Below are 19,448 nucleotides of genomic sequence, written 5' to 3' on the forward strand. Positions count from 1 at the left end.
ATCGATCACGGCTGTCGTTGCCTCGGGCGGCTGTGAATGGATAGCGGAGTCAAGTCTGGATCGACCAGACCGTCGCGGAGCGATCATCCAGCCCACTCGCTGCGGTCGGCAAGGCTGGCGGCCGGTCCAGCCGTTACTCCACCGATGGCAAGCGCCGCAGCATCGCGGAGAGATGGTCCAGGCGTGGAAGCAACTGGTCCTCGCCCGCGTCCAGGCCGAGGTGGCCGATGCGGTCTTGCCATGCGGCGGTGGCCGTGGCCATGTCGGCAGGCAGTCCGAGCGCGGCGACGGTGACGGCCACTTCGCGCATTTCTGCTGCGCGACGAATGCCGTGCACCATCATGCGTTCCATGTTGTAGCTTGCCTGGGTGCCGAAGTCGCGTTGCGTGACGGATGCATTGAGCGAGGCGATCACCTGGTCTTCGACGCCGGCGCGGCGTGCGGCGATCAGGCATTCGGCGCAGAGCGCTTCGATCCCCTTGACCATCACCGAGCGCAGCATCTTGATGGACGAGGCCTGTCCGACGGTCTCGCCGGCTGGTTCCGGGCGCATGCCGAGCGCTTGCAGTACGCCAAGCGCGTCGTCGGTGTGCGGGCCGCTGATCAGCAGTGGCACACGATGCCGTTGGGGCAGCACAGGCGCCATCACGGCGACATCGACGTAGCATGCGTTGGCGGCTTCGATATCTGCGGCGGTCGCCTTCTTGGTGTCCGGTGCGCAGGAGTTGCAATCGAACCACAGCGCGCCGGCACGCAGCGACGGCGCCGCGCTACGCGCCGCGGCATGCGCGCAGTCGGCGGTGACCAGGCTGAAGACGATATCGGCCTGCGCCACTGCCGCAGCGGCCGTGTCGCATCCGGTGACGCCGTGCTGTCGATAGCGGTCGAGCATGGTCTGGCGTGTGTTGGCCTGATCGCTCTTGATGTCGTAGGCCCTGATGCTCGCAGGATCGTCCACGGCCCAGCCTTCGAGAAAGGCGCAGGCCGCTTCGCCGAAGCCGATGAAGGCGATGGAGCTGCCAGGTGTAGCCATGCAATCACTCCTGCGCGAAGGGTTCGATGGCACGGGCTGCCCGATGGGACGCACTACCAGGCGAGCGACATCCGGGCGCTATCGTTACAGAGCTGACACGACGTCGCCGTAAGCATCGCACTGCCAAAGACATCGTTGCCGAGGTCACCGGTGTGCGCACCTGCATCGCTTTAGCTGCCGGCAACCGTTGCGTACGCGGGCGATACCATCCGCCGACACTTCAGCATGCACGCAGGCAGACCAGCGGCCGTGACGCGAATGGATGCGCGCTGCGGCGAATGCAACGCGCCGGAACGGCGGCATGCGGATGTGCGCGTCAATACGTCAACGCGGCCAGCCGATGGCTGCTTCTGTCGTGCGTCGTGTCGGCGCGGCTGCATGGAGTGGTGGCCGTCCTGCAAACGTGCAACGACTCCGTCGTTTCGCAAGCAGGACATCACGTCGAGCATGCCGATAGCTGGCGATGCGTCAAATGCACCGCTTACCGCCGCATGCAACGTGCATGTGCGGCCAGGACAGCACGGCGTTGTGCATGCCGTGCTGTCCTGGCGTCCGCAGTGGTGCAACCGGTCGTTCAATCCTTCCTGTAAATCACACCCAGCTTGTCGATTTCATCGCCAGCGCGGCCGGTGAAACCTGCGATATGCCAGCCGGTGGGCGCGGTGAGCGTGTAGCGCTCGCTGGTCGGGGTACCGGCGGCGATGCTGCGGCCCTGGTTGGTGGCCAAGCTCAGCGAGAACAACCGGATGCGGCCGTTGTACTGGCCAAGCGTGACGGTGGCCGAGGTCAGCGTTTCGCCGCTGCGCAAGGCCAGGGTGGTGGCGGTTCCGCCGTTGCCGCCGTGGGCCAGGGTGGCGCCGTTGTCCAGGCTGGTGGCCACCGCATCCAGGCGCTCGGCACCGCGCAGGGTGACGCTGCGCAGTTGGCGCTGGTGGGCGCCACCGGCCACGTCGTTGAACGGCACGCCATGCGGTCCGCCGACGCTGTCGCTGGTGCGCACGTCGGTGCCTGCCGCCCAACCGAACTGCGTATACAGCGGATAGTGATCCGACAGCGGCTTGCCGGCGCTGTCGTAGAAGTTGCCCGGATCGAGCTGGTAGAGGTTGGCGGCCAAGGTCAGCTGCGGGGCGGCGCGGTACAGGATCTTGTCGACGACCTCGCAGGGATTGGTCGGCGGCGTACCGCACAACAGCGGCGCCGCACCGGCGGTCGGGGCGTTGCCCTTGATCAGTTCCACCCACGGGTCGATCAGATTGTTGCTGGCGATGAGCTCGCGGATGTTGTCCTCGCTGCGGGTGTAGCGCGTGTTGGAATCCATCATCACCAGCACGGCGTTGCCGGCCGACCAGGTGCGGATGAATTGCGAGAGCTGGGTGATGTTGGCGCGGCGGGCGGCCAGGTCGGCGGTTTCGGTACCGGCATTGGGATGGGCGTTGTAGACGTCCAGCAGGACGCCGTTGTCCAGCCGCACCTGCATGTAGCTGAAGCCCTTCGGGGTCAGGCAGTCGGTGCCGTTGCACTTGTCCCATTCGACCCGGGTGAAGTCGTTGAAGGGGTAGTTGCTCAGCGTGTTGAGGCCGTCGTCGATGGCGGCGCCGCCACCGGTGGGTGTGCGATACGGGTGGTTGTCGCCGGCGTAGAGCGTCGCGTGGTAGTTGAAGTCTTCCTGCACGTGGACCAGCGCATACGGCGCCAGCGTCGGTGCCAGCAGCGAGGTGTTGGTGGCAGGATTGCCGCTGGAGATGCCCTCGGGCAGGCCGGCCACGTTGTAGGTGAGCACGTCGAGGACGCCGACGCTGGATTGCGCGTGGGCGACGCCGGCGCAGGCCAGGGTCAGACCGATTCCGACGCTGAGCAGAGAACGAAGATGCTGAAGCATGATGACCTCGTGCGGTTGGGTACTGCGGATGGACGCAACGCGTTGGGCCCAGCGCGTCGCGTGGGGGATCACGGGTCCATGGCGAGCGGGTCCAGCGCGGCCTGGACGAGGTGGGCGAACTGCGGCAGCGGGCAGTCGTAGGCCGGCGTGGCGGTGCCGCAGCCGGGAATGAAGATTGCCGCGCTCGGCGGCGGTGCCTGCAGCGTCAATGGCTGTCGTTCGCGCAGTTGCGCAAGGCTCTGCGCGGTATAGCGCAGGCGGATGACGCGCTGGCCGTCGGCGCGTCGCCAGCGCTCGAACACCAGTGCGCCGCCGGGAACGGTCTGGTCGGGCTGGTAGCCGGGCAATTGCCAGTGCAGATCGAACATGCCGGCCAGCAGGGTCAGCGTGCCGTCGTGGCCGGACATCACCACCAGGCGTGCATCGCCGCCGATGGCGTCGGCAGAGGAGGCGCCATCGCTGCCTTGCTGCAGGGTCGCCAGCAGACGTGCGGCCAGCGGCGTGCTGGCCAGGCGCGCGACGGTCGGGGCGCGCAGACGCAGCGCGAATTCGGCCTGGTGCGGGGCGAACACGCGCAACAGCGTGGTCTGGTCCAGGCCTTGCCACCCCAACGCAGCGAAATCCTGCCCATCGGCCCAGCCCATCAGCAGGCTTTCGGTGATGCCTGAAGCGGCCGCGGCCGGACCATCGATGCCGGGAATCGCCGGTCCGGCATCGTCCAGCCCGGCCGGCACCGTGGTCAGGCGCAGCTTGCCGGGCGCAGCCTGCGCTGGGCAGGGGCGTTGTGCGCATTGCAGCAGCAGGTGTTCAAGCGTGTCGATCGCATCGGCGTGGGCGGCGTTCCAGGCACGGGCGTCGCCGCCGATGCGGCCGGCGATGGCCGCCTGCATGCGCGCACGCGCGTCGGGCCGACGCAGCGCGGCGGTGCCATCGAACAGCACATCGGAACTACCGGAAGCCACGCTGTGCACCGGGTTGGCGCAGCCAGGCGTCAGCCGACTGGCCAGCGCCTCGGCCGAGGCGATGGTGCGTTGGGTGCGGTTGGCCCAGTAATAGGCCTGGCCGCAGCCATCGTCGGTCAACAGGCCCAGGGCGGTGTAGCGCGCGCGGTAGTAGTCGCCGAACAGGCGCTCCAGCTGCGCGCCGTTGGCGGTGAGGTGACCGGCCGGCACGGCGAAGTGCGGCCATGGGTGCAGCGAATAGCGGCCGAGCTGTTCGGGGCTGGACATCGCCGCACGCACGCCATGGCGCTTGAGGATCACCACCTTTTCCAGCGTGTCGGGCGCCGCGTCGGTGGCGTGGGCAGGGGAGAGCGGCACGAGTGCGAGCCCGAGCAGGGCGGCAGCGCGTCGGCAAAAACGCAGAAGCATCGGCAAATCCAGTGCGAATGAAGCGGTGGGACGAAACCATCAGCGCAATGCGCTGGCGGCCGCGCGCGAACGCGACGACCGCCACCGCGGCGTGCAGACCCGCTTAGAAACGGGCGCGCAGACCCAGCGACCAGGTGCGGCCGTAGTCGGTGTAACCGCCGAACAGGTGGTCACCGACGTATTGCCGTTGCACCTGGCCGGTGAGGTTGATGGCGTTGACGAACACCGACAGGGTGTCGTTGACCTTCCAGGCGACATTGGCGTCCAGGCTGCCGAAGGCATCGCTGTTGAGCGTGGCGACGTTGGCGGTGCCGACCGCGTTGACGATGTTGTCGCTCCAGCTGTAGCTGGCGCGCGCCATCAGCGGGCCCTTCTCGTAGAACAGCACGGCGTTGTAGGTGTTCTTGGCCACGCCTTCCAGGCTGTCGGTGAAGCGGCCCGTGCCGTCGCGGTAGGTCGCCTGGCTGTCGGTGAAGGTGTAGTTGAGCTGCATGCCCAGGCCGTCCAGCGGCGCCGGCAGGCCGGTGAACACCTGCTGGTAGGCCAGCTCCACGCCCTTGACGCTGGCCTGGCTGCCGTTGGTCTTGGACGAGAGCAGATAGGTCTGGCCCTGGTAGTCCAGGTAGGACAGCTGGGTCTGGATGAAGCTGGAAATGTCCTTGTAGAACACGCCACCTGTCAGCGCCGAGGTGCCGTCGATGTACCACTCGAAGGTCAGGTCGTACTGCCAGGCCTCGAACGGCCGTAGCGCCGGGTTGCCACCGCTGGCGGTCAGCACTTCGCCGCTGGAGTTGAAGGTGAGCTTGGACGACAGGTCGGTCAGATCCGGGCGGGTGATCACCTTGGCCGCGGAGGTGCGCAGCACCATGTCGTCGCGCACGTCCCAGGCGGCGTTGAACGACGGCAACGCGTTGGTATAGCTGCGCTCGAAATGCACCGGCTGGGCAGCGCCGTCGAGGTCGGCGTGGCCGTCGGTGGTCTGCTCGGTGCGCACCAGCCGTACGCCCAAATTGCCGCGCAGCTCGCGTCCGGCCAGGGTGCCGCCGAAGTCGGTCAGCGCATACGCCGAGCCGATCTTCTCGCGCACCTCGTAGGAGTTCTGCAGGTCGGCGCTATTGGGCGTGTCGCTCAGGTCGGCGGCGGTCGGCCAGTTGCCCCAGAACGGCGCTTCGATCGGCGCCAGCCAATGCCGCGGCAGGGCACCCTTGCCATCGACCAGCATGTCGCTCACCGGCAGCGCGGTGAAATAGCTGGCCGGAAATTGCACGCCGGCGATGCGGTTGAACAGCAGGTCGGCGCGATCGTAGGTGCGCGAGCGTTGGCGGTACTTGGCGCCGAACTTGATGTCGCGCAGCCAGCCGTCGCCGAGCGTGCGCTTGGCGTCCAGCTGCAGCGCGTCTTCCTTGTCGCGCGCATTGATCTCGCGCCATTCCAGCCGGCGCCCACTGACGCTGCCCGGGTTGGTCGGATCGAAGCCGTTGGTGAAGCTCCAGTTCGGCACGTTGTCGTCGTCGGCCTGCGGCATCTCCACCCGCATCGACAGGTTGCTGGGGCTGCGCAAGCGCGTGCGGCGGATCGGGTCGGAGTCGTAGCTATGCGCCTGCGAGTGGAATGCCACCACACCCAGCGTCCACAGATCGCCGTTCCAGGTGCTGGACAGGCGCGCGCTGCGGTTGTCGTCGGTGATGCCGGAGGTCTCGCGCGAGACCTGCACCTGGCCATTGCGATAGTCGAAGCCGGTCACCCCGCCGTGGTCCACGCTCAGATTGCTCATCTTGGCCACGCCGTCGAAGCCCACGCCCAGGCTGTATTCGTCGTAGTGCACCGTCTGCCTGGCATACAGCAGGTCCAGATTGGTTTCCCAGGCCGCGCTGGGGCGCCATTGCAGCGAAGCGGCCACGCCGGTGCGCTCGCGCTCTTCCAATTCCAGCGTCGGGCGCAGCCCGGTGGGCAGGTAGGACGCACCCGGCGCACCGGGCACGCCATTGGGGTAGTAATCCCAGCTCACTTCGTTGACGCGGTCCTGGCGCAGGCTGCGCTGGGCGTAGGCGCCGGACACCAGCATGCCGAAGGTGCCATCGGCATTGACCCAGTTGAACAGGCCGGACACCCGCGGATCGCTGGCGTGCGTGCGCTGCGCCTGGCTGGATTCCAGCGAGGTGTTGAGCAAGGTCTTGCCCAATTCCAGCGGGCGGAAGGTGCGCACGTTGACGATGCCGCCGATGGCGCCTTCGTCCAGATCGGCGGTGGGGCTCTTGATCACATCCAGGCCGGAGACCAGTTCGGCCGGCAAGGTGTCGTAGCGAAACTGGCGGCCGGTCTGGCCGGAGGTGCGCACGTTCTCGTTGACCGCCATGGTCTGGCCATTGAGCGTGGTCACCTGGAAATTCGGGCCCAGGCCGCGCACGCGCACATACACGCCTTCGCCGCGGTCGCGCACGATCGACACGCCCGGCACGCGCTGCAGGGCTTCGGCCACGTTCTGCGCCGGCAGCTTGCCGATGTCTTCGGCGGCGATCACGTCGACCACGCTGTCGGCATAGCGCTTCTGGCGCAGCGCGGCGCTGAGGCTACCGGCATAGCTGCCCAGTACCTGGATGCTGTCCAGTTCGCGCACGGGCGCACCGGCGGCGATCGGCGTGCCGGTTGGCGCAGCCGGCACTGCTGCAGCGGGCGCTTCGCTGATCGCCGTGTCCGCTTCGATCGTCACCGTGGTGGGCGTGAGATAGCGGTAGCGCAGGCCGGTGCCATCGAGCAGTTGCTGCAATGCCTGCTCGGGCTCTACGCCAGCGGTGGTGCCGCGACTCTGGCGCTCGGCGCCGATGCTGGCCGCGTAGACGAACTGCAAACCGGTCTGGCGCGACAGCGTGTTGAGTGCGCGTGCCAGCGGTTGGGCGGGAATGGCAGTGACCGCGACAGCCGGCGTTTGAGCGCCGGCAGTGCCGACATGCAGGGCGAGGGCAACGGACAGAAACAGGCAGCAGCGCATCATCACTTCCAGGGAGAGGGAGAAGGGGCGCCGCACAGGCCCGGGGGCCGATGCGGCGACTACCCCATCTACGAGGCGCGACGAGCCGAGTCGGGCACCGTTTTTCGATGAATTTTCTGTGACACGTGCAAAGCGATGGATTGCATGTGCAGGGGATTGCGCTCTGGCCAAGGATGGCGCGTAAGAAATGGAGCCATCACTGCCAGCCGCCGATTGCGTTGGTCGTTGTTGCGCACCGTGTTGCGTCAGCCAGACCACACGAGGCGAAAACGCAGGGGAGCGGGACACAGCGGCGTATTGGCGCGCGGCAAGTACATGCCGCGCGGTGCTGCGGCGTGTGCAGCAGTCAGGTGCGCACACGTTGGCGCAAGCGAGGTGGTCCCGTTGGCGGCGTGCGCTATCGGATGGCGGTCGCCGGTGGTGCGCGGCTGACGATGTGCAGCGCATCGGATCGCTGCTCGAGCCGCAGGTCGGGCTGCTGCGCGAGAAACGCCCGTAGACCGGCGAGATCGTCGCTGCGCAAATTGCCGGTCAGGCGCAGCGCGCCAGCGTGGGCATCGTCGATGTGCAGCTGGAGGCGATTGAGGCGGTTGAAGTCTTCGGCCACGTTGCGCAATGGCTCGTCGCGAAACACGATGCGCTGCTGTTGCCACGCCTGCATGGTGGCGACATCTTCATTGCTCAATTCGACCCGGCCGGCGCCATCGATGCGCGCGCTCTGGCCTGCGCTCAGGTTGGCCAGCATCGGCTGCGCCGGGCGGTCGGCACGCCAGACATGCACGCGACCGGCAGACACGTCGATACGTGCCTGTTGTCCATGCAGTGCGATGTCGAAGGCGGTGCCGATGTCTTCCACGCGCAGGTCCAGCGCCCGCACCTGCAGCGGACGCCGGTCCGGTGCGACCGCGAAGCTCGCCTGGCCGCGCAGCAACTGCAGACGGCGCGACCACGGCGTCATGGTCGCCTGGATGCGCGTGTCCGCATTGAGATGCACCACGCTGCGGTCGGCCAGTTGCACGCGGCGCTGCTCGCCGTGCGCCGTTGCATAGGTCGTGGTGCGCGGCCAGGCCCAGCCGCCGACGACGGTCAGCAGCGCAAGCATCGCTGCTAGCCCGACCTGCCAGTGGGGCCGGCGTGCCACCGACCGCGGCCGACGGGTGCGCGTTGCCGCGTCCGCTGCGCCACGCGGCGGCAATGGCAGTGCCACCACATTGCGTGCCGGCCCGGCGTCGCGCTGACGATCGGCCAGCAGCAGCGCGTCGACATCCAGTGCCATGGCACCCAGCGCCTCGCCGAGCGCACCGGCCACCTGCGCCACCGCCAGATATTCGCGCACATGCGCCGGCGAGGCGGTCAGCCACTCCATGAAACGCGCTTGCTGGTCGGCGTCCAGCGGCTGCATGCGCTGTAGCGCGTGCCAGTGCGCCGCTTCCTCGGTCAAGCGGCGTGTCGCCCACGACGAGGCGCTCACCACCACGGTTCCCCACTCTCGGCCAACGCCTGTCGACAGGCCGACAGCCCACGCACCACATGTTTCTTGACCATGTGCGAGGACACGCCCAAGCGCTCGGCGATCTGCTTGTAGCTCAAGCCGTCGCGATACTGCATCACCAATACCGCGCGGACGCGTTCGGGCAGCCCGGCCAGCACGGTCTGCAGGCGTTGCTGGCGCTGCTGCCGCTGGGCGCTGTCTTCGACATCGTCGCCAGCCACCAGCCGTTGCGCGAACTGCTCCATGTCCTCGATGCACAGCGGTGCCTGCTTGCGCCGCGCCGCCTGCTCGCGCGCCAGGTTGACCGCCACCGTGTAGAGATAGGCTTCCGGATTGGCGATGGCCTGGCCAGGTTGTTGATGCGCACGCAGCAGGCGCAGATAGGTTTCCTGGACCAGGTCTTCGGCGTCTTCGTTGGCCCCGCGGCGCACGAAAAACCCGCGCAGTACCGGACCGTGCTCGATGAACAGACGTGCCCAGGCGCGCTTGGGATGTGCAGACACCCGAACCTCCGGCCGATTGGAGGGGCGCAGGCTAGCGGTGGCGTATGACGTCGCGGTGACGCGGTCGGCGTCGATGCCCGGGCGCCGACCAAGCAGAAGGGTGGCGACAGCCTCTGCAGCTGCTGCGGGCGATTGACACTGCTGCAGCATCCCAAGACGACGCTTGGCTCGGCCACAACAGGCCGGGGCGCAACGTGAGACAGGGCGTACAGCCAGCGACAACCCACCACCTGCCCGGGCTCCTCTGCGCTGCCGACCGCCGCAGTGGGCGGGGACTTAAGAGCAGCTAACAAAACTACTGCGCGGCCGTCAGGCGGGCGCGGCCGGTGCTCGGAATCGGCATGTACCACTCGTACACTCCGGTTCCTCCGCGCCGTCCGCACCCACCTGACCACCGCTCGCTACGTTCTGTCGGCGCCAATGCGGGATACTGCGCTTCCACGCAGGCGAGATGGACCGGATGTCCGAGCTGCCGATCACCGAGTTGTTGCAGGCCTGGCAGCGCGACGAACCCGGCGCCGGCGACGCATTGGCGCGCCAGGTCTACGAGGTGTTGCGGGCCACGGCGCTGCGCGAACTGCGGCGCGATGCGCGTGCCGGGTTGCAGGCGACCGAGCTGGTCCATGAGGCATGGATGCGGCTGGAACAGGGCCAGCAACACTTTCGTTCGCGGGCGCATTTCTATTCGGTGGCTGCGCTGCAGATGCACCATCTGCTGGTGGATCTGGCGCGGCAGCAGGCCAGCGCCAAGCGCTTGGGACAGGCGGTGACCCTGACCGTCAGCCTGTCCGATGGCGCCGCGCGGCCGGAGGCATTGATGCTGGTGGCCGATGCCTTCGACAAGCTGGCCCAGGTGGACGAGCGCAAGCCAAGGCATTCGCGTTGACCGAACTGGTGGGCTTCAGCGTGGCCGAGGCCGCCGAGCAGCTGGAGGTGTCGGTGCCGACGCTGGAGCGCGATCTGCGCTTTGCCCGGGTGTGGCTGGCAGCGCAGTTGTGAGCCCTGCGGCCACCTCCTGGCAGCGCCTGGAGGCCTTGTTCCATCGGGCTTGCCAATTGCCTGCCGCCGAGCGCGAGGCATTCGCGCGTGCGCAGGCCGGCGACGATGCGGTGCTGCGCGACCAGTTGCTGGCGATGCTGGCGGTGGAAGCGCAGGCCACCTTGTGCGTGCGTGCGCCGTTAAAACAGGTCGCCGCTGCATTGCGCGGACCGTTGCCGGAACTGCCGGCCGGCACGCGCTTCGGTGCCTGGGCGATCGACCGCCTGATCGGCGTCGGCGGCATGGGTCAGGTGTATCTGGGCCATCGCGCCGATGGTGCGTATGAGCGCGAGGTGGCGATCAAGCTGGTGGCTGCCGACGCGCTGGATGCGCAGCGCCGTGCCTTGTTCGAATTCGAATGCCGGCTGTTGGCGCAGATGGTGCACCCGGCGATCGCGCAGATTCACGACGTCGGCACCGATGCGCACGGCCGGGCGTATCTGGTGATGGAATACCTGCGCGGCGAACCGATCACCTGGTGGTGCGACGAACACCGCCTGTCGCTGCATGCGCGCGTGTTGCTGATGCTGCGGGTCGGCGAGGCGGTGCAGCACGCGCATCAGAAAGGCGTGATCCATCGCGATCTCAAACCCAGCACGTGCTGGTCAGCGAGATCGATGGGCGGCCGATGCCGGGCGTGATCGACTTTGGCATCGCCATCGATGCAGCCAACCCCGGCATGACGGCCGCGCACGAGCGCGGCACGCCGGGCTACATGAGCCCGGAGCAGGCGCGCGGCGCGCAGGACGTGGACGCGCGCAGCGATATCTACGCCTTGGGTGCGATGTTCTACGAGTTGAGTTGCGGGCTGGCGCCGGTGGCCGGGCGCGATGCCTTGCCGCAGCGGCCGTCGCAGCGGGTGGCGGCGGTACCCGCCGATGCACGTGCGCGCATCTGCGCGGCACGCGCGACCACCCACGAGAAATTACACGCACACCTGCGCGATGGGCTGGATGCGATCGTGCTGTGCGCGTTGCACCGCAGCCGGGTGCGCGCTACGCATCGGTGTCCGCACTCCTGGACGATCTGCATCGCTGGCTGGACGGCTACCCACCGCGCGCCTTGCAGGTGAGCGGCTGGCTGCGGTTGCGCAAGTTCACCCAGCGTCATCGCAGCGGCGTGCTGGCCGGCGGCCTTGCCGCGATCGCCGTGGTGGCCGGCCTGGGCGCCACGCGGTGGTCGTTGCAGCAGGCTGCGCGCGATGCGCAACGCGCGCGGGTGACCGGCGAGTTCATGAGTTCGTTGTTGTCCAGCGTGGACCCAGGCGTTGCGCGGGACCTGGACAAGACCCTGATGCTGCGCGTGATGCAGCAGGCTTCGCAGCGTGCGGCGCGCGAGCTGGCCGACCAGCCCGACGCGCGCACCGAGGTGGAAATGACGCTGGGCCGCACGCTCATCGCGCTGGCCGATTATCCGCAGGCGGTGGCGCATCTGCGGCTTGCACAGACGTTGGCGCAGCAGACCGCCGGCACAGGCAGCATGCCGGCGTTGAAGGCGGCCTCCATGCTGGGCCAGGCGCTGACCGCTGCCGGTCAGCCCGGCGATGCCGAGCGCGTATTGCGCCAGAGCATGACGCAGGCGGCGCGGGGCGATGCGCAACACCGGGCCATGGGCCACGCGTTATGCGCGCGGTTGGCGTGGGCGCTCCGCGAGCAGGGCCGCCTGCGCGATGCGTTGGCAGAAAGCCGACAGGCCTATGTCGCTGTGCTGGCCAATGCATCCAGCAGTGCGGACCAGCGCATCGATGCGGGTAACAGCTACGCCGCCATGCTGGCCGATAACGGACAGCTGGCGTCGGCGATCGCCTTGCAGCGTAGCCTGCTGCGCGAACGCATGGCCATGCGCGGACCGGAGCATCCGCTGGTGATATCGATGCGCAACAGCCTGGCGGTGTTCCTGCTGATGCAGCGCGACTTTGCCGGTGCCGAAGCCGGCTCGTCCCGCTGCTACGCGTCTCGCGCACGTTGTATGGCGATAACGCCGCCGACACCTTGATGATCGAAGGCAACCTGGCCGGCGCGTTGCGCCAGCAGGGCAAGCTAACCGAAGCCGGGCCGTATTACCGCAGCGCGATGGAGCGTGCACGCGCCGCCTTCGGTAACGATGCCCCGGCCACCATCACCTATCGCAGCAACCATGCATTCTGGTTGCTGGACGACGGTCAGGTGGAGGCATCGCTGGCCGAACAGCGCGCCGCGCTCATCGCATCGGAGCGCGTGCTGGGGCGCGCGCATCCGCAAACCGCCGAGATCCTGCGCGGCATGTCCGAGGCCGAGCGCAGGCTGGGCCAGACCCTGGCGCTGGCCACGCCACCGGCCGATACCGCCGAGGCAGAAACCGCCACCTCGGTGGCGCAGCGCTGAGACGCGGACTGATGCTGTCGCTGCGGCCCGAGCACGGCGGTTTGCGCCACCGGCTCTACGCCCGCAAGACCGCAGCTCTGCACCAAACGAGCGGGCCCCGCACCACGCTGGCGAGCCGCTGGCTGCGGCGTCCGTCAGCCACTGTGCGAGATCTGCAGCTGCGTGCTGCCACCCTGGCAGCACGCACGGCACCGCAATCCCGGTGGAGGCCGCTGCCGCCCCAATCCCCAATCCCCAAATCACCAGCGATACAGCTGCCAGTACACCTTGTTGACCTTGTTCTTTTCCGCATCGGTATGCCCGTCGTGGTCGCGGTCGTACAGGAAGTAGGGCGCGCCGCGCGTTGGCGTGACCCGCACCATTTCCAGCTGGCCGTTGACGCGGTATTCGTCGACCTTGTCGCCGTTGCCCATGGTCTTGCTGGTGACATCTGCGCCAGCCGGGACATCGCCACCGGTGCGGTCGCCGCCACTGGTGGCACAGCCGCCGAGCAGCAGCAATGGCAGCAGCAAAAGACGTGCTCTCTTCATTGTCGTTATCCGTGTTGATCGCCGGTCAGTATGCGCTGGCGCAGTGTGCCGTGAGCGTGCAGCGTAGAATTGGGCCATGAGCAGATTAGTCTTGATCGATGGGTCCAGTTACCTGTACCGCGCGTTCCACGCGCTTCCGCCGCTGACCAATGCGCAGGGCGAGCCCACCGGCGCCTTGTTCGGCGTGGTCAACATGCTGCGCGCCACCTTGAAGGAGCGCCCGGCCTACGTCGCCTTCGTGGTGGATGCGCCCGGCAAGACGTTCCGCGATGACTTATATGCCGATTACAAGGCCAACCGCCCGTCGATGCCCGACGACCTGCGCGCGCAGGTGCAGCCGATGTGCGACATCGTGCATGCGCTGGGCATCGACATCCTGCGCATCGAGGGCGTGGAGGCCGACGACGTGATCGGCACGCTGGCGCTGCAGGCCGCTGCCGATGGGTTGAGCGTCACCATCTCCACCGGCGACAAGGACTTCGCGCAGTTGGTGCGCCCGGGCATCGAACTGGTCAATACCATGAGCGGCAGCCGCATGGATTCGGACGCGGCGGTGATCGCCAAGTTCGGCGTGCGGCCCAACCAGATCGTGGACCTGCTGGCGCTGATGGGCGATGCCATCGACAACGTGCCCGGCGTGGAAAAGTGCGGCCCCAAGACCGCCGCCAAATGGCTGGCCGAATACGATTCGCTCGACGGCGTCATCGCCAACGCCGGCAAGATCAAGGGCAAGATCGGCGACAACCTGCGCGCTGCGTTGCCGCGCCTGCCGCTCAACCGCGAACTGGTCACCATCAAGACCGACGTGGTGCTGGCCAGCGGCCCGCGCGCGCTGGATCTGCGCGAGCCCCACACCGAAACGCTGGCGGTGCTGTACGCGCGCTACGGGTTCACGCAGGCCCTGCGCGAGATGGGCGGCACGCCGGCGCAGGCCGGTCTGTTGTCCGAGCCGGTGGCGCTGGTCGCTGCCGCTGCCATCGCCCGTACCGAGCCGGGCCGCGCGCGCGGCACCGGCTTCGTCTCGGGCCCGGCCAGCGCGCCGGTGGAGATCGATCCAGCACTGGCCGCGCCCGGCGAATACGAGACCCTCCTCACCCAGGAACAGCTCGACAGCTGGATCGCGCGCCTGCGCGCCGCCGGCCAGTTCGCCTTCGATACCGAAACCGACAGCCTGGACCCGCTGCAGGCCGATCTGATCGGCCTGAGCGTGGCCGCCGAGCCCGGCAAGGCCGCGTATCTGCCGTTCGGCCATAACTTCCCCGGCGCCCCGGCCCAGCTCGACCGCACCCACGCGCTGGCGCAACTGGCGCCGCTGCTCACCGACCCTGCGCTGCGCAAGCTCGGCCAGCACGGCAAGTACGACCTGCACGTGATGCGCCGCCACGGCGTGGAGCTGGCCGGCTATGCCGACGACACCTTGCTGGAGAGCTTCGTGCTCAACTCCGGCAGCGCCCGCCACGACATGGACAGCCTGGCCAAGCGCTACCTGGGCTACGACACCGTCAAGTACGAAGACGTGTGCGGCAAGGGCGCCAAGCAGATCCCGTTCGCCCAGATCAGCCTGGAAGACGCCACCCGCTACGCCGCCGAAGACGCCGACATCACCCTGCGCCTGCACCAGGTGCTAGGCCCCAAGCTGGCCGCCGAACCGGGCCTGGAGCGCGTCTACCGCGACATCGAAATGCCGCTGGTGGAAGTGCTGGCGCGCATCGAAGCCAACGGCGTGTGCGTGGACGCGGCCGAACTGCGCCGCCAGAGCGCGGACCTGTCCAAGCGCATGCTCGCCGCCCAGCAGAAGGCCACCGAGCTGGCCGGGCGCACCTTCAACCTGGATTCGCCCAAGCAGCTGCAGGCACTGCTGTTCGACGAGCTCAAGCTGCCCGCCGTGGTCAAAACGCCCAAGGGCCAGCCCTCGACCAACGAAGAGGCGCTGGAAGCCATCGCCGACCAGCACGAGCTGCCGCGGGTGATCCTGGAATACCGCGGCCTGACCAAGCTGCGCAGCACCTACACCGACAAGCTGCCGGAGATGATCCACCCGCAGTCCGGGCGCGTGCACACCAGCTACCACCAGGCCGGCGCCGCCACCGGGCGCTTGTCGTCGTCCGATCCCAACCTGCAGAACATCCCGATCCGCACCGAAGACGGCCGCCGTATCCGCCGCGCCTTCGTCGCCCCGCCCGGGCGCAAGCTGATCGCCTGCGACTACTCGCAGATCGAACTGCGCATCATGGCCCACCTGTCGGGCGACCCCGGCCTGGTGGGCGCGTTCGAGTCCGGTGCCGACGTGCACCGCGCCACCGCCGCGGAAGTCTTCGGCCGCACCATCGACACCGTCAGTGGCGACGAGCGCCGCGCCGCCAAGGCGATCAACTTCGGCCTGATGTACGGCATGAGCGCATTCGGTCTGGCCCGCCAGCTCGGCATCGGCCGTGGCGAAGCGCAGGACTACATCGCGCTGTACTTCAGCCGCTACCCGGGCGTGCGCGATTTCATGGAGAGCACCCGCCAGCAGGCCCGCGACAAGGGCTATGTGGAGACCGTGTTCGGCCGCCGGCTGTATCTGGACTTCATCAACGCCGGCAGCCAGGGCCAGCGCGCCGGCGCCGAGCGCGCCGCCATCAACGCGCCGATGCAGGGCACTGCTGCCGACATCATCAAGCGCGCCATGGTCAGCGTGGATGCCTGGATTTCCGATCACGCACAGCGCGCGCTGATGATCCTGCAGGTGCACGACGAACTGGTGTTCGAAGCCGATGTCGATTTCGTCGACACGCTACTGAGCGAGGTCACCACGCGGATGGCCTGCGCAGCTCAATTACGCGTGCCGCTGGTGGTCGATTCCGGCGTGGGCGTCAACTGGGATGAGGCGCACTGACGCCGCAAATGCCATTGCCATGCTGAATACGTAGATCAGCAAAAGTCGTGCGGACATAATCCGGATTCGGCTGATTTAAGGGAATGAATAAGCGCTAAATTCTACATTTTTTTTACAGTTATCTTCACGGTCCATCAATGTAAGAAGTGGTGTTATATACCTCGACGGGCGCAACGCCTGTCGGCAGATCTCTCCCATCCCCTGGAGCAGATCTCGGAGCGGAAACTCCTCCCCAAGTTTCCGTTCCCCTGGCCCCGCCGACCTCCCCCTGGTCTGCGGGGCCTTTTTATTTCTGTCTTCCCACCACGTGCGTCCGTCGCGATGCTGCTTGCGCTGGAGAGAGCATGCATCGAGGACACAAGGCAGACCCGCCATGCAGGCCACTCTGCGCGTGCGGCCAGCCCCAACGACATGCCGCGTAACTGCCCGCCCGATTCAGACGGCGCCGGCATGCAGGCGTGATGCCGTGACGATGGCAGGGTGGTCGCGCTACTGATTCAGACTCATAATGCATGCCGCCGCCCGCATGCGTCTACCTCCTGCCTGGCGTTGCGTCGGCATCTGGTGCTGCGAGGCGGCTGAGCTGCGGGTGCTGATTGCCGAGGACGAACCGTCGATCGCCGGCGCCGTGCTGATGCCGGTGTTGTAATGGCAGCCCTGCGCGAGCTCGGCGGGTTATCGGCGCCGATGCCTGTACGGGTCGGCGACTGCATTCTGCTAAGAAACGGTGCGCCGTTGCGCACCGGTGACGCGCGGTCGATCAACCCGCAAGCGGCAACGCACTCGCTCGCGACGCGCGACGCAACAGGTTCGCTCTCCCACGGCTTGCGTGGACGTGCGCAAGGACCTCACGCTGGATTTAACCCAGCCAGTCGCGGGGGATCAGGTAATCGGCCAGGCGCGCTTCGGCGCTGCCTGGCTCTGGCGTAAAGCCGTACTCCCAGCGCACCCGTGGCGGCAAACTCATCAGGATGCTCTCGGCGCGCCCACCGCTCTGCAGTCCAAACAGGGTGCCGCGGTCGTAGACCAGATTGAACTCCACGTAGCGCCCGCGGCGGTAGAGCTGAAACTCGCGTTCGCGCTCGCCGTAGGGCGTGTCCTTGCGGCGCTGCACGATCGGCATGTAGGCATCCAGAAGGCCATTGCCCACCGCCTGCTGGTAGGCGAAATCGCGTTCGAACTCCTTGCCCAGATCGTCGAAGAACAGTCCACCCACGCCACGCGTTTCGTTGCGGTGGCGCAGGAAGAAATACTCGTCGCACCAGCGCTTGTGCGCGGCATAGCGCTCCTCGCCGAACGGCGCGCACAGCGCCTGCGCAACGCGATGCCAGTGCTGCACGTCTTCGTCGAAGGGGTAGAACGGGGTCAGATCGAAGCCGCCGCCGAACCAGGCCGCGACCACCTCGCCATCGTGCTCGGCGCGGAAGTAACGCACGTTCATGTGCGTGGTCGGGATGTACGGATTGTGCGGATGAAACACCAGCGACACCCCGCATGCACTCCAGGTGGCACCGGCAAGTTCGGGCCGGTGCGCACTGGCCGACGGCGGCAGGCGCGTGCCGGAGACGTCCGAAAAACCGATGCCGGCCTGCTCGAACACCGCACCGTCGCGCAGGATGCGGGTCCGACCGCCGCCGCCCTCGTCGCGCTTCCACAGATCCTCGGCGAACCGCGCTTTACCGTCGGCAGCTTCCACGGCGGCGCAGATCCGGTCCTGCAGGTCGGTCAGATAATCGCGTACACGGTCGAATTCGTTCATGTCCCAATTCTAAGCCGTGCACTGCACGTGGCGCATCCATGCCAGCGCGCCGGTTTGTTGCAGTGCGATGCGTGGGATGGAGGACAGCGCAGCGACCATCGGTGGGCAAGGGACCAGTCGAGATGGTCGGTATGCCAGTGCAACCGACAGGCGACGTTCGCTCGCGATGCAGCGCCGCCTGCATATCACGGGCCGCTCCCATCAAACTGCCGACCTGATGTTCTGCGGTGAGGGCATCGCGCCCTCGACGTCGCGTTTGCTGCCGGGCGCGTGCGCATGCCCAAGGCACTAATGCTAAGAAAATTCCGCGCGGACGGCGGGCGTGCATAGCCGCCACACCAGTGCTGCGTGGACGCAGCCGATGGCCAGTGCCCCCAGGCCGGTGAGGACCAGCGCCATCTGCTGGGTTGCCTGCAAACGCGCCTGCATCTGCGGCCACTCCGGGCTTTGCAGCACATCGGCGGGCAACATCGCCTGCACACCGTCGAACAATGGCCCGATCAACGCCAGCGCGCCGAAATTGAGTAGCCCGGTCACCAGCAACACCGCGACGAAGCCGATCCTTGCCCACTCGCGCCGCTGTAGCAGCGACCAACTCAGCCAGGAGAAAGCGGCAGAGAGCACCACGCCGGCGACAGATAACGACAGCGCGTGGTCGATCAGCCATTGCCAGGAGTGGGGCAGGCTGATGCCTTCGGGCAGTCCTAACGATGCTGCATCTGGCGTCACCGCGATCATTGCGATCTGCACCAGATTGGCCAGCACACCGACCACCCCCAGCAACAACGAGACCCACGCCAACGGGGTCACCAAGCCGCCGCGCTGGCGTGCCGACGCTGGCTGCACGGCGCTCATTGCAGCGATGCGATGTGGGCAGCCACCATCGCCTGGCCGGGGGGATCCAGTGCAGGTTGCAGTTGCGCGTACCACTCAGGCAGCGCATCGGCTGGCAGGCATTCGCACAACAGCGGCGTGCTGCGCTCAAGAAAGGCTTCGAGAAACGGCAGCCCGCGCACGTGCAGGAAATGGCTGTCGGTGATCGACATTCCTGCGTATGCCTCGCGCAGCCATTCCAGATGCGGCAGCGCGTGCGCACCGTGGCCGGCGCGGGTGAGTGCAGTGAGAAAGCTGGTGCGTGCGACAGCGGGCGAGGTCGATCGCTCCTGCGCGTTTAGGTCGTCGAAGGTCAGCAGCCACTGCTCGCCACGATCGATCTCGTTGCACATCACCGAGGTGGTTGCCAGCTGCAGCGCGTTATGTGCGGTGGGCTCCAGCGCGTACAGCGCCAGCCAGTGCGGGTAGGCCTCGCGATAGCGGTCCAGCGCGCTCAACGACAGGGCGCACAGGCGCTGCGCGTCCGCACCGAGGTGCAGCTGCGCCTGCGCAGCGTTATACGCACCGACATGGTCGCCGCGCTGAAACGCGGCCAGCGCCGGCTGTAATGCGGGGTCGATCTCGGCAGCCGCCTGGTCGATATCGTCGGCAGGTGCCGGCGCTACGGTGGGTTCTGCACGTGGCGGCTTCGCCACGGCGGTCTTGCGTCCAAACAAGCGGTCCCACAGGCCCATCGCGTCTACCTTGTGTGCGCCAGCAATGAGTGGAAGGTCGCCGCCA

Annotated in this window: 12 protein-coding genes, 1 other RNA gene and 2 pseudogenes; 5 read left to right on the forward strand and 10 right to left on the reverse strand. The window is 67.4% G+C overall.

What is annotated here, in order from left to right; genetic code table 11:
- Positions 1–133: 133 nt before the first annotated feature.
- From XBLMG947_RS05265 to XBLMG947_RS05290, 6 genes are all read right to left on the reverse strand, one after another.
- Positions 134–1,033: a DUF1932 domain-containing protein gene (locus XBLMG947_RS05265; RefSeq protein ID WP_065466720.1), complete on the reverse strand. Its 900-nt coding sequence runs from the start codon at positions 1,031–1,033 to the stop codon at positions 134–136.
- 574 nt (positions 1,034–1,607) lie between these two features.
- A complete protein-coding gene (locus XBLMG947_RS05270) occupies positions 1,608–2,912 on the reverse strand; it encodes a jacalin-like lectin (RefSeq protein ID WP_065466721.1) in 1,305 nt (434 codons plus the stop codon).
- Between the two features lie 68 nt (positions 2,913–2,980).
- On the reverse strand, positions 2,981–4,282 hold the full coding sequence (locus tag XBLMG947_RS05275) for a histidine-type phosphatase (RefSeq protein WP_065466722.1): 1,302 nt from the start codon (positions 4,280–4,282) through the stop codon (positions 2,981–2,983).
- A gap of 103 nt (positions 4,283–4,385) precedes the next feature.
- On the reverse strand, positions 4,386–7,274 hold the full coding sequence (locus XBLMG947_RS05280; RefSeq protein WP_181093122.1) for a TonB-dependent receptor: 2,889 nt from the start codon (positions 7,272–7,274) through the stop codon (positions 4,386–4,388).
- Between the two features lie 394 nt (positions 7,275–7,668).
- Positions 7,669–8,742, reverse strand: coding sequence for a FecR family protein (locus XBLMG947_RS05285; RefSeq protein WP_065466811.1), 1,074 nt, complete (start codon positions 8,740–8,742; stop codon positions 7,669–7,671).
- A complete protein-coding gene (locus XBLMG947_RS05290; protein ID WP_065466723.1) occupies positions 8,739–9,266 on the reverse strand; it encodes an RNA polymerase sigma factor in 528 nt (175 codons plus the stop codon). Before XBLMG947_RS05290 ends, XBLMG947_RS05285 begins: the two co-directional genes overlap by 4 nt.
- Positions 9,267–9,607: 341 nt before the next feature.
- Here XBLMG947_RS05290 and XBLMG947_RS05295 point away from each other — a divergent pair.
- The 3 genes and pseudogenes from XBLMG947_RS05295 (at position 9,608) to XBLMG947_RS05305 (ending at position 12,667) form a co-directional block, all read left to right on the forward strand.
- Positions 9,608–9,683, forward strand: a non-coding RNA gene (locus tag XBLMG947_RS05295) — sX9 sRNA.
- 43 nt (positions 9,684–9,726) lie between these two features.
- Positions 9,727–10,265 (forward strand): annotated as a pseudogene (gene ecfK / locus XBLMG947_RS05300) (ECF-type sigma factor EcfK).
- A pseudogene (locus XBLMG947_RS05305) lies at positions 10,244–12,667 on the forward strand (serine/threonine-protein kinase). Before ecfK ends, XBLMG947_RS05305 begins: the two co-directional pseudogenes overlap by 22 nt.
- Before the next feature lie 239 nt (positions 12,668–12,906).
- Here the strand turns inward: XBLMG947_RS05305 and XBLMG947_RS05310 are convergent.
- Positions 12,907–13,197, reverse strand: coding sequence for a DUF2782 domain-containing protein (locus tag XBLMG947_RS05310; RefSeq protein ID WP_065466724.1), 291 nt, complete (start codon positions 13,195–13,197; stop codon positions 12,907–12,909).
- 76 nt (positions 13,198–13,273) lie between these two features.
- On the opposite strand from XBLMG947_RS05310, the gene polA reads away from it, so the two are divergent.
- Both polA and XBLMG947_RS23130 read left to right on the forward strand, forming a co-directional pair.
- On the forward strand, positions 13,274–16,075 hold the full coding sequence (gene polA, locus XBLMG947_RS05315) for a DNA polymerase I (protein WP_065466725.1): 2,802 nt from the start codon (positions 13,274–13,276) through the stop codon (positions 16,073–16,075).
- A gap of 508 nt (positions 16,076–16,583) precedes the next feature.
- Complete coding sequence (locus tag XBLMG947_RS23130) at positions 16,584–16,724, forward strand: hypothetical protein (RefSeq protein WP_167352002.1); 141 nt, start codon at positions 16,584–16,586, stop codon at positions 16,722–16,724.
- Positions 16,725–16,934: 210 nt separating this feature from the next.
- On the opposite strand, the gene hemF is transcribed toward XBLMG947_RS23130, so the two are convergent.
- The 3 genes from hemF to XBLMG947_RS05330 all read right to left on the reverse strand — a co-directional run bounded on the left by hemF (position 16,935) and on the right by XBLMG947_RS05330 (position 19,402).
- Complete coding sequence (hemF, locus tag XBLMG947_RS05320; protein ID WP_065466726.1) at positions 16,935–17,834, reverse strand: oxygen-dependent coproporphyrinogen oxidase; 900 nt, start codon at positions 17,832–17,834, stop codon at positions 16,935–16,937.
- A gap of 294 nt (positions 17,835–18,128) precedes the next feature.
- Positions 18,129–18,689 (reverse strand): hypothetical protein, encoded by a 561-nt coding sequence (locus XBLMG947_RS05325; RefSeq protein ID WP_065466727.1) that lies wholly within the window; start codon positions 18,687–18,689, stop codon positions 18,129–18,131.
- Positions 18,686–19,402, reverse strand: coding sequence for an SH3 domain-containing protein (locus XBLMG947_RS05330; RefSeq protein WP_065466728.1), 717 nt, complete (start codon positions 19,400–19,402; stop codon positions 18,686–18,688). The genes XBLMG947_RS05325 and XBLMG947_RS05330 overlap by 4 nt, the downstream gene beginning before the upstream one ends.
- Positions 19,403–19,448: the final 46 nt, after the last annotated feature.

Origin of the sequence: Xanthomonas bromi (assembly GCF_900092025.1) — a bacterium.
Classification (GTDB): Bacteria; Pseudomonadota; Gammaproteobacteria; order Xanthomonadales; family Xanthomonadaceae; genus Xanthomonas; species Xanthomonas bromi.

Coding starts and splice junctions, on each gene's coding strand:
- XBLMG947_RS05265 (WP_065466720.1), bottom strand. CDS start 1,033: ATGGCTACACCTGGCAGCTCCATCGCCTTCATCGGCTTCGGCGAAGCG.
- XBLMG947_RS05270 (WP_065466721.1), bottom strand. CDS start 2,912: ATGCTTCAGCATCTTCGTTCTCTGCTCAGCGTCGGAATCGGTCTGACC.
- XBLMG947_RS05275 (WP_065466722.1), bottom strand. CDS start 4,282: ATGCTTCTGCGTTTTTGCCGACGCGCTGCCGCCCTGCTCGGGCTCGCA.
- XBLMG947_RS05280 (WP_181093122.1), bottom strand. CDS start 7,274: ATGATGCGCTGCTGCCTGTTTCTGTCCGTTGCCCTCGCCCTGCATGTC.
- XBLMG947_RS05310 (WP_065466724.1), bottom strand. CDS start 13,197: ATGAAGAGAGCACGTCTTTTGCTGCTGCCATTGCTGCTGCTCGGCGGC.
- polA (WP_065466725.1), top strand. CDS start 13,274: ATGAGCAGATTAGTCTTGATCGATGGGTCCAGTTACCTGTACCGCGCG.
- XBLMG947_RS23130 (WP_167352002.1), top strand. CDS start 16,584: ATGCATGCCGCCGCCCGCATGCGTCTACCTCCTGCCTGGCGTTGCGTC.
- hemF (WP_065466726.1), bottom strand. CDS start 17,834: ATGAACGAATTCGACCGTGTACGCGATTATCTGACCGACCTGCAGGAC.
- XBLMG947_RS05325 (WP_065466727.1), bottom strand. CDS start 18,689: ATGAGCGCCGTGCAGCCAGCGTCGGCACGCCAGCGCGGCGGCTTGGTG.
- XBLMG947_RS05330 (WP_065466728.1), bottom strand. CDS start 19,402: ATGGGCCTGTGGGACCGCTTGTTTGGACGCAAGACCGCCGTGGCGAAG.